The sequence below is a fragment of the Vibrio sp. 1641 genome, from assembly GCF_033339995.1.
Taxonomy (GTDB): Bacteria; Pseudomonadota; Gammaproteobacteria; order Enterobacterales; family Vibrionaceae; genus Vibrio; species Vibrio alginolyticus.
Genome location: NZ_JAWOVP010000002.1, coordinates 413593 through 426984, shown reverse-complemented (window position 1 = coordinate 426984; position 13392 = coordinate 413593). Strand labels below are relative to the sequence as shown.

Annotated in this window: 6 protein-coding genes; 2 read left to right on the top strand and 4 right to left on the bottom strand. The window is 44.2% G+C overall.

Annotated features, from left to right (window positions below; translation table 11 throughout):
- The gene (tssI, locus tag R7Z47_RS05900; RefSeq protein ID WP_136976736.1) at positions 1-2079 is read right to left on the bottom strand and encodes a type VI secretion system tip protein VgrG; all 2079 of its coding nucleotides are present in this window, start codon (positions 2077-2079) and stop codon (positions 1-3) included.
- A 72-nt stretch (positions 2080-2151) separates the two neighbouring features.
- Positions 2152-2670 (bottom strand): Hcp family type VI secretion system effector, encoded by a 519-nt coding sequence (locus R7Z47_RS05895; protein ID WP_005373415.1) that lies wholly within the window; start codon positions 2668-2670, stop codon positions 2152-2154.
- Between the two features lie 456 nt (positions 2671-3126).
- Between R7Z47_RS05895 and tssH the strand changes: the two genes are divergently transcribed.
- Both tssH and R7Z47_RS05885 read left to right on the top strand, forming a co-directional pair.
- On the top strand, positions 3127-5805 hold the full coding sequence (gene tssH, locus R7Z47_RS05890; protein ID WP_318129947.1) for a type VI secretion system ATPase TssH: 2679 nt from the start codon (positions 3127-3129) through the stop codon (positions 5803-5805).
- On the top strand, positions 5792-7423 hold the full coding sequence (locus R7Z47_RS05885; protein ID WP_318129889.1) for a sigma-54-dependent Fis family transcriptional regulator: 1632 nt from the start codon (positions 5792-5794) through the stop codon (positions 7421-7423). The genes tssH and R7Z47_RS05885 overlap by 14 nt, the downstream gene beginning before the upstream one ends.
- Before the next feature lie 79 nt (positions 7424-7502).
- Here the strand turns inward: R7Z47_RS05885 and R7Z47_RS05880 are convergent, their stop codons facing one another.
- Positions 7503-12245, bottom strand: a complete 4743-nt coding sequence (locus R7Z47_RS05880; RefSeq protein ID WP_318129888.1) for an OmpA family protein — start codon at positions 12243-12245, stop codon at positions 7503-7505.
- On the bottom strand, positions 12242-13369 hold the full coding sequence (locus R7Z47_RS05875) for a Tricorn protease domain-containing protein (protein WP_213969564.1): 1128 nt from the start codon (positions 13367-13369) through the stop codon (positions 12242-12244). The genes R7Z47_RS05880 and R7Z47_RS05875 overlap by 4 nt, the downstream gene beginning before the upstream one ends.
- Between the last annotated feature and the right edge of the window lie 23 nt (positions 13370-13392).

Here is a 13392-nt window from a genome sequence, read left to right as displayed (position 1 = left end):
TTAGTTAACCACTACGTTGCCACCTTTCACGACGACTTTGTCACTGCCTTCGATCGTAATAGCCGAGCCTGATAACTTTATTGAACCATCACTGTTCATCACTAAAGAGGAACCCCCCGTTTTCAATACAATCTTGTCGCCACTGATAATTTGCGTTGCACCATCAGCTTTATAAGCGGTGTTCCCTTTCACTGATACCGTTAAGTTGCCACCAACCGTCTGGTTATCATCCGCACCAATATCTGAACTCCTAGACGCACCGATAGTAAGGTTACTGTTTTCGCCAATATCTAAGTCATCATTTTTACCGATCTTAGTCGTACGGTTATCACCAATTTCTAAGTCAGAATTGTTTTTCACATACTGGGCTTCGTTCGCGTTGTATGTGACGGTAACGTCTTGCTCGACTGTCTCGGTAAACGTACTGTTTACTTGTGTCGTTTTATGCCCATTAATGGTTTCTTTATGGTCACCATGAACTTCATTCGTTTGGTGACGTGCAACCTTCAAGAATTCATCTTGACCGATATCACGGTAACGGTTGTTGAGCACCTTGGTCGACATGTCTTTTTGAGCGTGAATATAGACTTCTTCTTGGTTCGCTTCGTCTTCAAAACTCAACTCGTTGTAACCTGTTCCTTTGTGCGTTTGCGTGCGGAACGTGGTACGAGTTTTGTTTTCTGGCAAAGAGTACGGTGGGAAATGCAAACCGTTGTAAACTGCGCCCGTAACTAACGGACGATCTGGATCCCCCTCAAGGAAAGTCACTACGACTTCGTGGCCAATACGCGGCAAATAAACTGCGCCCCATGTTGGCGCCGCCATGGATTGGCTTACACGAATCCAACAGCTTGAATGTTCGTTGTTATCACCGTAGCGATCCCAATGGAACTGTACTTTCACTCGACCAAGCTTGTCGGTGTAAATCTCTTCACCTTCTGGTCCTACAACGACCGCCGTTTGAGGGCCATCCACTACTGGTGCCGCTAGTTTAGGCGCTTTAAACACCACATCACGTGGAATACATGAGAACTGGTTGTAGTAAGTGGTTGGCATACCACTCGCTTCATCTTCATGCACTTGCGGATCTTGACCTGTGTGCATTACAGACAACATGAGGTAATCGCGGTTAATCTCAGAACGCGGGTGGTCACTGACGTTAAAGCTGTAACCAGATGCTAAGCGCATTACGTCACTCGTTGCTTCCACTTGTTGATTATCGACTATGTGTTCCGACATCCACTCCGTGGTTCTCACCTGACCCATCAGCGGGTCAACGTATCGTCCAGGATAATCAAACTGCTTGAGATCTTGGTCTAGCTCGCCAGCCTGTGTCATCTCTTGTGGAATTTTAGGGTGTTCGTAGTTGTAATCTGTGTACGTAACCTGTCCCGTTCTAACGCGGTTAACTAACTCGAGATCAGAGATATGTTCGCGATCGGCAACACCGCCACCATCGGCATGATAAACAATCGGCCCAATGTAAGAAGCATTTAGTGGCGAGCTTATCAAAGGTGCAATCGCGTCATTACTGTCGACAATGACCATCGTATGATTTGAATCGCTATGGTCAAAGTAATACCACATACCGTGTTCAGCCATCATACGCTGCACGAAGTGCAAGTCAGACTCACGGTATTGCAGAACGTATTCTTTTGGAGGATAAGTACCCGACACTTCAAATCGGTAATCGGTGACTGCCCCATCATCGAGTACTTCTGTGATGATGTCTTGCGCTGACTTTTGCTGGAAAATACGACAATCTTGGCGCTGAGATAAGAACCAAGCTTGAGGAACCAAGACTAATTGATAACGAGAAAAACGACGTCCAGTCCCTAAGTAACGAACTTCATTCACCACGCCGTTGAACACGCGCGCAGCCCCAACACCTTGTCCGTAAAGTGTCAACGTTCCTGCTTTACGTATTAACTCATCGAACGAGATATCTGGATCAAGTGAAAGTAATGAGAGATTGATGTGGAAAGGCTTAGATAACTCTTCATGAACATGAAAGCTCTCAACCCGAAATTCATGCCCACATCCAGGTACTTCAAATTTAAATTCTACGTCATTCACCATATCTTTTACCTGATACAAATAATCGAATTAGGGCCAACAATCGTTGGCCCTGAATCTTTACGCGACGAGCAATTAAGCTTCGCGTGGAGCACGCCAGTCGTCGTTACCCGCAGTACCACAGTTTTCGTGAGTTACTTCGATCGCACGGTAAGTGAACTTAAGCACTTCTTCTGTCACGCGGTCAGCTGTTGCTGCGTCTTGACAGTGGTTCATACGAGTTTGGATATCGACAAGTAGCGCATCAATCAATTTGATTGAGTAGTAGTGCTCTTGTTTACCTTGAACTGAAGTACGGTAGAAGCGGATCACACACTCAGGAAGTTTTTCGCCAGATACTAGTGCGTTGAATAGTAGTGGAGATGAGCGATCTTGAACTTTAGTTACAACAAGTGGACGGTGTACACGTTGACCCGTTGGCTGACCACTTTGTGGATCACGTGGAACTGTTAGCACGTGATCAAGCTCTTGTACTAGGAACTCATCAACGTGAGCTTCTTGCCATGTGTTACCTACTGAATCTGCAGAGTAAGTATCTTTAGTAATATGGCCTTGAGTCTCACCTTGGATAGACATATATGCTGGAGTTGGCATCGCTATTTCCTTTTCTAAAATCTGTTTTGTTTAAATCACCAAATCGCTTATCACCGCGACTACTTGGTATAATCAAAGTCCGTGCCAACTTTAAAAACACAGCAAAAACAACGACTTAATCAAATTAAGACATTATTCACTAATATCTTGAGTACAATTTATTGGATAAAAAACCAAAAAGTTGGATTAAGATAATAATAAATTGTTCTAACTTTAAAAAGTGAAAATAACCATATAAAACCGTGTAAATAAAGTCATTAAAACTAATAAATCCGACACTTTTACTATCAATTAATTTAGAATAACAACGCCATTAAAATAACCACAAACATTAATGTCACAATAATCATTAAAAATAACCAACAAACGATAGTCAAAATATCTTGATAAAAAAAGAACGCAATCACTTTTAGTATAATAGCCGCTACCTCTTTTCCTCTAAAGAATAAAATGGCTATGATAAATATAAACCTTTCTTCATTAATTCAGCGTCTACACCCGATTGCAAAAGTAGCATTAGAAGACGCCGCTGCACTTGCAGTCTCTGAAAAAGCAAACGAAGTTCAAATTGAGCATTATTTACTGAGTCTATTAGAAAGGCCAAATAGTGATTTTGACGTCTTATTAAGTCATTTTGATTGTTCTGAGAACTTATTAAGACAATCGGTTCGATCCACACTCGACACCAACGCCAAAGGAAATGGCAGCAAACCTGTTTTTTCTGCTTTATTAATCGAATGGTTGCAAGAAAGCTGGCTGGTTTCTTCTTTAGATCTATCCGAAACACAAATCCGCTCTGGTGCCTTACTCCTTACTCTTGTTAGCAACCCTCTCCGTTACGGCCAACATGGTTACGCCTCTATCCTTGAAGCGGTAAACCCTGACAGCCTTAAGCGTAACTTTGCAGAGCTTACAAGCCACTCTATTGAGGCGCAAGTTGCTACTTCAGAGAAAACACAAGCTCGTGAGGATGGCTCAGCACTGAGCAAGTTCACAACCGACTTCACTGGTAAAGCACGCAAAGGCGAAATCGACCCTGTTTTCTGCCGCGACCAAGAAATCCGCCAAATCGTGGACATTCTTGCTCGTCGCCGTAAAAACAACCCTATTGCTGTTGGTGAACCGGGCGTTGGTAAAACCGCAGTAGTAGAAGGTTTGGCACTTAAGATTGTACAAGGTGACGTACCAGACAACCTCAAAGGTGTTGAGCTTTACGGCCTGGACATGGGTCTCCTGCAAGCTGGTGCAAGCGTAAAAGGCGAATTCGAAAAACGCCTAAACGCAGTATTGGATGAAGTGAAAAACTCACCAACTCCAATCATTCTATTCATCGATGAAGCACACACCCTTGTTGGCGGTGGTAACCAAGCAGGCGGCAGCGACGCGGCAAACTTGCTAAAACCAGCCCTAGCGCGTGGTGAAGTGAAAACCATCGCTGCGACAACATGGTCGGAATACAAGAAATACTTCGAGAAAGATCCTGCTCTTGCGCGTCGTTTCCAATTGGTGAAACTCGACGAACCGTCTCCTGAGCAAGCAGCATTGATCATTCGTGGTCTGCGCCCAGCATACGAGAAGTCACATAACGTTTACGTGCGTGACGATGCTATCACTGCTGCGGCAGCACTTTCTGCTCGTTACATCTCTGGTCGTCAACTGCCAGACAAAGCGATCGATGTACTAGATACGGCGTGTGCACGAGTGAACATCAGCCTTAATGCCATTCCTGCTTCTGTAGAGACACTGCAGCAAGAACTTGCAGCTCAACAGCGCGAGCTTGAAGCACTTGAGCGTGATGCTCTGCAGCAAACTGGCGACAAGCACAGCCTTGCTAACATTCCAGACCTAAAACTGGCAATGGAAACAACGAAAGAAGAGCTAGCAGAACAAGAAGCTCAATGGCACAAAGAAAAGGAGCAGATCCAAGAGATGATTGCTCTACGCTCTCGCTTGCATGAACTGGTTTTTGGCGAAACAAATGAAGAAGAGCTTTCTGCAGACGAAGATTCAGAACAAGAGCAAGACGTTTCTCCATATGCAGAAATGGATGAAGAAGCCGTTCGCATTGCAATTTCAGCCTGCCAAGAACAGTTAGACGCAATCCGCAGTGGTAACCCGCTGGTTCACTTTGAAGTGGGTCCAGATGAAGTTAGCCATGTGATCTCGGACTGGACTGGTATTCCTATGGGTAAGATGCTTCAAGACGAAGCAGAAACCACGCTAAAACTGAAAGAAAGCCTAACACAAAGCATCAAAGGCCAAGAATACGCTATCGATGCACTGTCTGAAGGCATTCAAACTGCGAAAGCTGGTCTAGGTAACCCAGACGCACCAACAGGCGTATTCCTGCTGGTTGGCCCAAGTGGCGTGGGTAAAACCGAAACGGCTCGTGCGATCGCTGATCAAATGTTTGGTGGTGAGCGCTTTATGACGACCATTAACATGTCTGAGTTCCAAGAGAAGCACACGGTATCTCGCCTAATCGGTTCTCCTCCGGGTTACGTAGGTTACGGTGAAGGCGGCATGCTGACAGAAGCGGTTCGTCAACGTCCATATTCTGTTGTTCTTCTTGATGAAGTGGAAAAAGCCGACCCTGAAGTGTTGAACCTGTTCTACCAAGTGTTCGACAAAGGCACGCTGAACGACGGCGAAGGCCGCACAATCGACTTCAAGAACACGCTGATCATCATGACCAGTAACCTTGCAACACACGAGATTGAATCTTTGGTTCATCAATCAAAAGACATCGATGCGAACATCATCGCAGAAGCTATTCGCCCTACTTTGAACCAACACTTCAAGCCAGCGCTGTTGGCACGTATGTCAGTACTACCATTTGTTCCGCTGTCTGATGAAGCAATGAAAGAAATTATTCACCACAAGCTGAACAAAGTTTCTCAGCGTCTACAGAGCCATCACAAGTTGTCGCTAAGCTACGAAGACAGCTTGGTTGAGTTCGTACTAGGTAACTGTCGCCTTGCTGAAACGGGCGCGCGTAATATCGACGCGGTCATCAACCGTCAGTTGCTGCCGCAACTATCGACTCAGCTATTAGTGCATGACAAGGATGATTCACATACGCAAATCGAAGTGTCTGTCGATGAGCAAGGAACACTAACCTATGCGTTCAGCTAACCATAGCGAACTTAGTAACGCCCTACTTGCGATCAGTCAGTCTTTGGCTGATCGCAGCCAGCTTACCCAAACGTTGGATGCTGTGTTGACTGCTGCGAGACAAATGACCCTCGCAAAGCACGGCATCATTTATGTGTTGGACCAGACTGGGCAGGCGTTGATTCCAAGTACCGCTCACCATAACGATAAAACTATCGTTTCCCATCCTTGGGATGCATTACAGTTAGACTCAGCCAGTGAGAACGATCCATTTAACTTTGCCATTCGTAATGGTGAAGTGGTGTTGATTAACGAGTTGTATAAGTACAACGGCTATGACTGCGAAAGCATCTATCAAACTGAGCAGACACTGGGATTAAAAAGCGAGAACTTATTGGCTTGGCCTTTGATTGATAGCGAAAGCAAAACCATTGGACTGTTAGTCTTACTCGATTTGAACGTCATCGATAACGAGGCAGCCTTGACTGAGTTTTGTCGTATGGCCGCGAGTAATATTCGCCAAGCTGTGTGGTTAGAGCAATACGGGCAAGTGATTAAAAATCTCAATGCAGACAATCAAGCCCTAGTGCGCGAGAATACTCAGCTCAAAAAGCGTACCCAGAAAGCCTATCAAGGTCCTATTGCAGAGAGCGAAGAAATGCTCAATGTCTTGAATCGTCTTGATAAGGTGCTATCTCTTCCTGTCGACGTTCTGTTGCGTGGTGAAACGGGCGCTGGTAAAGAGGTGATCGCGAAATACATTCACGAAAACTCTAATCGTTCAGAACAGCCTTTGATCGTTCAGAACTGTGCGGCTATTCCAGAGCAGTTATTGGAATCTGAGCTTTTTGGGCATAAGAAAGGTTCATTTACGGGCGCAGACAAAGACAAAGTCGGTTTGTTTGAAGCAGCCAACGGCGGCACGCTTTTCCTAGATGAAATTGGCGATATGCCAATGCTACTGCAGGCAAAGTTACTGCGTGTACTACAAGAACGCAAAGTTCGCCCTATCGGTACCAGCAAAGAGATTGAGGTGGACGTTCGCGTTATCGCCGCAACCCACTGTAATCTTATGCAGCAAATCAAAGATGGCGGATTCCGTGCCGATTTGTTCTATCGTTTGAATGTGTTCCCTATTACATTACCACCATTGAGAGCTCGCAAGTCAGACATTATTCCCCTTGCCGAACATTTCGTGCAACACACAACCAACACGCTAGGTCTGCCGCAAGCGCCAGGGTTAAGTGCCAACGTACGTAAACAGCTGCTTGCCTACCAATACCCAGGGAACGTGCGTGAGCTTAAGAACATCATTGAGCGCTCGGTGCTACTGTCCGATTTTGAAACCATTACTCACATTGAGTTTGGCGAACAAATCCCAGAAGATGTACCAAGTATCGACATGAAAGCAGCTTCACCTACCCCAGAGCAACCTGCTTACGAGCAGCAAGCACAAGCGGATTTAGAAGACGTTTCAAAGAGCCTTAAGGACGTTGTCAGCCAATACGAGCGTACAGTAATCATCGATTGCTTAAATGCCTGCAATTGGCACACCAAGAAGGCCGCTGAGCAGTTGGCGCTGCCAATGAGCACACTCAACCACAAGATGAAGAAATACGACATTTCTGCAGCGGGTTGATGGGGCTTTAAAAGAAAATTCTAAATTCAGTATGAAGTCATAAGAAAAGAAAAACCGCCCGAAGGCGGTTTTTTTGCACCTAGGAAGGGTTATCAAGTGACTTTTCCAAGGGCTTGGGTGCTTGAGTTACCGCAGGTTGTTTCTCAATCCAATCTTTCAGCCATTTCTTGCGTTGAGATTCGTTATACTGCTTCCAAGTTTCAGCCGCAGACTTGTCTACGCCTTCCTCTGTCGACTCTTTCTCAATTAACCAAGGCATATCACTAAAGAAATTACCAGCCAAAGCACTATCCGCATTTAAAGAAGGAATAGAAATTACAGCATCACGACCAATATCATAGTCATCAGCTCCATTTAATCCGACTTGTTTTAGATGAGCAACCGAAAGCTCCAAGTTCGCTTTACCACCAATTACACCACCAAACGGTCTTAGGCCTTTTAACCTAACTCCCGTTGGTGCAACATATTCCAAGTTAAACCTCATGCAGTACATCGTATAGTTTTTGCTCTTAGATAGTTCATTCTCTTTAGTGAGACTACCTACAGCTTCACCTATAAACTCACTCATGGCATCAACTTGTTCTCGATGGTTTTCTGAAATAGATTCAGTAAACATCCATTCTTCGTTTTTATAGGCAAACTCACCAATATGATACATATCGGTGAAGTAAAGAGGACCTTTAACTGGCTTGCCATCATTTCCGTCGAGCGCCAGTTGAATACACATATTCACTGCTTCCCACGGCATACCCAAACGTTCATAAAGTGCTTTTTCATGACTCTCACCCAAAATCAGTACATAAATACTGGCAGGATCGTCTTTCTTTTTGTTTCCCCATGAGAAACCATCACGCCAGATATTATCAGCCGATTGGTACCACTTTCTTTCACTGAAAAAGTTCAAACCAGACGCTTTGGTGTCTATAGCCACCAATTGCTGTTTAATGCCATGAAGTATAGGGATGGTATTTTTGTCTCCCTCACCTGCCATTAAGGTAAAGCTCTCTACCATAAGGTCCTGTTCACGTAGACGCAGTTGCTGCTCTCCCAAGTAGGTATCAAGCAAAACCAGTCTAGTTTCTGTACTTAAAGCGCCAATTTGCAACTCATCTTCAGCATCATCAAACTTCTGCCCCAGACTGTACTCTTGTGGTAAATAAAAACTATGTTGCCCTTGGTTTGTTCTAATTCCCAAGCAGTAACGCATATTTTGGAAGCCTCCGCCTTTTACATAGCGCTTAAAGGAATCCGCTTCTGCAAAATAGTCGCTTGGCTGACCCGATATCGCTGCTCCGGAAACTGCCATACTGAACATTGCATCAGAGAACATTAGCTTTGCTTTAGAGGTCATTGGTTTCATACCGTCGATCATCACATCACCGAAGCGGAATGAGGGAATATGCTCAATAGCAATCAACGTAGCGCCGTCATCAATCCCCTGTTGCTTGTAAAAAGCACTTATTCGCCCATCAGGATCTGCTTTGAAGTCACTAACCTTCATTGGCAGCATCCAGTCACTGAAAGCTGGACCTTTAATATTTTCGAGCCCGTCGACGCGATCATAGCCAATAGTAACTGGCTTCGCATACTTGTGTTCTTTTTTAAGTATCAACTGCACTTTCACTTTATCGTATGGACCTAGGCGACTGCTGCTAGATTGCTGAATCCAACTATCATATGACATCCATTCCGGTTCATCACTTTCAGCATAGCGAGCTGACTGAACTAGTATTCGACAATAGCCGATTTCATCTTTCTTTAACTCACTTCCTTGCGGGTTAAATGACTCGGTAAAGTTATCAAACATCGTTTCATTTGGGTGTTCAAACAACATGGTTTGTATCGGGAAGATTTGATTAAATGCACCTGACGCTTTAAAGCTATCCCTGTTTTCGGTTATAGAGAGATGAGAAACTTTGCTATTAGTTGTTATTGGAGCAGGCCAATGCTGCGCACCTTGTGGCATCTTTGTCGATAATTCGGTGTAGTACTCGTTATCACAACGGTTCTTCCAGTTAGCCGCTAAGGTGTTTCCTTTGATCGTATGTACAGACCAATCATCGCTCAAAATGTAGTTCTCAATGTATTCCTTCACCTTGTAACGCTCAACCAAAAACCTAAACGAGATATTAGAATTCCGTTTGGTTTGAGATCCTAGGTCAGCGAGTAATAACACTAAGCCATTAATAGCAAGCGCTCGTAGTTGGTAGCGTTTTAACACCTCCTTACGAACTTCTTCGCTCTCAAGGTGAGTAATGAGTTCCTGATAAGACCTACATTCAATACCTACATCTACCTTACTGCGTCGCAAATCGTTAAGTAACTCGATATGTATTTTTGCCAGCCTTTCAAGCTCACTGACAACCTCATGGCTTTGCTTTAACTCTTCTAGGAAGGAGTCCAACATTAAACTATCAATCACTTTCACCGCAGATATTGCTGTCTTTGAACCCTCTATGGCAAGCATAAACCCTCTTGCCGCAGGAGCTATAGCAGGAATATAGGAAGCGACGTCAACGACACTGTCAAAAATCGCCATTCGCAGTGCGACTTCTGCTTTATCTTGCGCAACCATCTCAGCTTCTAGAGCAAGCCTAGAGCGTTCCATTGCATGCGAGCCATAGCGACTGGGATGAAAGAATATGTTCAGGGATTGCAGGTAAATACGGATTACAACCCGACGGTTTTGTCTTAGATTAGGGTTGTTGCGGTCGACTTTTTCACCTTGTTTGGGAACATAGACAGGTTTACTTTCACCAAAAGCGGCTACCGAAACACGACCTTCAAAAACAGGGAACTCCTTCATGAGCAGCTTTTTCGCATATTCTGCGCGCTCTGCCGAGACCTGCATATTTGCTTTCTCGGTACCGACTTGGCAAGCATGCCCTTCTATCTCTACTCTAAGGTTTGGCTCATTCTCTAAAACGTTGGCAAGAGAAGCAGCAAGCTGTTTAAATATAGGTGCATGATCCTTTAACTCTTTTTCACGCGAGTTAAAGGCAAATTCTATTTTTATTCCTGCGCCTCTAGAGCTATTTACGAGAATGGCGTCAATCTGATTGCCAGATTGATCACGCGCATCTTTTAAAGCCTGTTCTAGTTTTTCTTCCTGGATATGGTTAGCTGTCTTCCAAACTGGAATTTGAGCAAGGTAGTCTTTTGTAACTTCTTCTGTTCCTTGCTCTGCTTTATCAACCTTTTTATTTTGATTAACCAGCTGTTTAGCTTTTTTATACAAACTAAGTGCTGTCAATCCCGTTCCGAAGCCATTAAAACCAACGGTTTTACCACCAGAAAGCCAAGCTTCCGCAACTCGCCCGGCAACCACACGTCGGTTACCCAGACGTGATTCTAAAGAAAGTGCAAGTGCGCTTGACCGAGCTTCATTGGTGTTAAAAACCTTATCGTGAAATAGCGCCTTCCAACCAACACCCGCGATAGCTGGAGTGTGGAGTTCCTGCAACTTATCAAGCGCTTCTTTCGTACTGTAAATACCGTAATACAATTCGCCCGCCGCTTTCATCGCAGGCGGCATCTCGGACTTAACTGCATCCCAATACAGTTTCGAGACGTTATTAAACACCGCTTGGCGGCCATCACGGTCTAAAGTGTCTTGCAAGCTACCGCTCAGCAGCCCTGCTCCTAGCTGAGCAGACACATCTCGGATATTCTTGAGTAACGCAATACTCCTTGAAGCTGGCGTATTGGCTGTTACACCTTGTACATTACCGTGAAGGTAATGTTTCATATTTCCAAAGTACTGAGGGTATTGATAAATCAAGGATTCCTCAAGGGAGATCATATCGCCACTGACAATGGCAAATTTCCCTAACGGAGTGCTTGAAGAAAAGGTAATCTGTTCACGTAGCTCGTAAGTATAGACTGTATCTAAGCCTTCAGAAAATTGCTGAATATGAGCGTCTTTAATGAACTGTGGAACACCATTTTTCATCTGGCTTGGAATAAATTCGACACGGATACTGTATAAGCCTTCTTTAAAATCAGCAGGATCAACGTGAAACATCGCGCATGGATATTGCTTAGCATTTTCTTCTGAAAGCTCATCTTCAGGTAATGCCGCTTGTACTGAAGAGCCTATCGTTTTGTATTCCCCACCTTCTTTGGTTGAGTCAAACTTTTGCAAAGTAACCGTCGCACTTTCATAGCCTTGATCAGAAAAAACCACAGCGCAACTCGCCACAACAGGTAAAACGAAGCCTTTTAGTGTCTCTCCCGATTCACTTACATCTTCATACCACTTGTTATATTCTGCCTGTTCTTCGCTGAGCCCCCCGTTCGCAGCTGGTTCGTAAGGCTTAGCCAATTGTTCAATGCTGACCTCTGTCAAGGTGAGTTTTGCTTCGCTGTTTTCCAACTGGCTACTCAAATCTGCAACTTTTGTAGCTAACTCTTTGGGGTTTAACTCAGAAAGTGAAGCTATTAAAGGCAAGGGCGGAAAGCGGAAAGTGAAGGTCTGCCCGCCCTCTTTGGGTAAATCCCTACCTAACGCATGAATTGTGTGCTCTGGTGTCAGGACCTCAAAAGCCCCATATTGATCGGGCTTTCCGTTACCCAGTGAACATAACTTAAATTTATGGTCGGTAGCCCAAAGCTTAGGGCTATCGCTATCAGTGACGTTAAGTATCGGCACTTTCGCTAACGGGCGAATATTGGAAATATTTTCTCCAACTAGACTCGTGTTGGAGTGCCATGAAGGGTAAGTTTTGTCGTTATTTTCATCTTCTTCGGCTGCAAAGTAAGCGCCAAATAAATAATAACTAGCATGTAGCGGTATTGTATTGCAGTTCTCTACAAGGCTCATAAATCCCCCTCTTTAACAAAATCACCATTATTGGCAAAAGCGTTGTATAGAGAAGAATTACCAGCACTATGGCCTGTCCCAATTTGCTCCCATTTCAGGTATGGCCCAAATTCATTGTTTTCTGTTGTCTTGCTCAATATAACTCTAGCCGCTCCATCTCGTGTGTAATTTACATCTTTACCTAGAATTTCAAAATAACGTAACTTACCTACCGCTCTTGGAACAATTTCTTCCGACTGGAAGGTTCTATTTTTAACGTCAATAAGATAACGGTGCGTTCTGGTTTCTGACCAAACATAACGTCCTGTTGGGCTAATTGCTTTCTTACGGAACTCCTTGGCATCCAAATCACCTCCTCTTTCTTTAGGTGCAACAGAATAAAGCAGTTCATTCGTCTGCTCATCGAAAACTGCTACTCCATATGCAACAACAACAATTCGTTTTCCATTATATATAACAGAGTATTCATTAAAATTAACTTCCGTTTCTTCTTTTTCACCCGTCGCTAACGTGTACTTCCAGTCTTTAAACTTGTCTACGTAGTAAAGATAGCTGCTGTCTTCAGCCCATAGAAACTCTGGGTAGCCACGTGAACGACCTAGTTCAATATACTCACCCGTCTTAAGATCTTTAATTACTTTAAACATCCCTTCTGAAGCCGAATAAGCCAAAGCCAAGTAGCGATTATTTGGAGAGACACGCATTAGACGAACTTTGCCAACAAACTCATCTGCGACCAGACGTAAGTCCGTCCCATCCGTTTTTATACTCCACACTTTATCCCTTTGATCATAGTGGTCTTTCGCTTCATTTCGGGCGTTATCCCAACGAAACACTACACGTGGTAAATCATAAGAGCCTTCATTGGTGAGATCTTCACGTGGCCATTCTTTAGCTTTAAAAATAAAGTGTTTAGGTTTACCCGTCTCTTTGTCATAAATAACGTAATTGTTTTCTGTGATATAAACACGACCATCTTCCCACTGTTGAGCATTTTTTTCTGCGATTCGGTCTTGAACCGTCTGAGGTTTTGGCGCGTGTTGTTTAGGTTCCTTGGCCGATTCTTGATTACAGCCAGATAAGACCGCTAAAGTAATCAAGCATAATGTATGACGTAGATTCATCTTATATTCTCTTCGTTATCTTT

What these genes read in the sequence shown, in the direction of transcription:
- tssI (WP_136976736.1), bottom strand. Translation starts at nt 2,079, where the DNA reads ATGGTGAATGACGTAGAATTTAAATTTGAAGTACCTGGATGTGGGCAT.
- R7Z47_RS05895 (WP_005373415.1), bottom strand. Translation starts at nt 2,670, where the DNA reads ATGCCAACTCCAGCATATATGTCTATCCAAGGTGAGACTCAAGGCCAT.
- tssH (WP_318129947.1), top strand. Translation starts at nt 3,127, where the DNA reads ATGATAAATATAAACCTTTCTTCATTAATTCAGCGTCTACACCCGATT.
- R7Z47_RS05885 (WP_318129889.1), top strand. Translation starts at nt 5,792, where the DNA reads ATGCGTTCAGCTAACCATAGCGAACTTAGTAACGCCCTACTTGCGATC.
- R7Z47_RS05880 (WP_318129888.1), bottom strand. Translation starts at nt 12,245, where the DNA reads ATGAGCCTTGTAGAGAACTGCAATACAATACCGCTACATGCTAGTTAT.
- R7Z47_RS05875 (WP_213969564.1), bottom strand. Translation starts at nt 13,369, where the DNA reads ATGAATCTACGTCATACATTATGCTTGATTACTTTAGCGGTCTTATCT.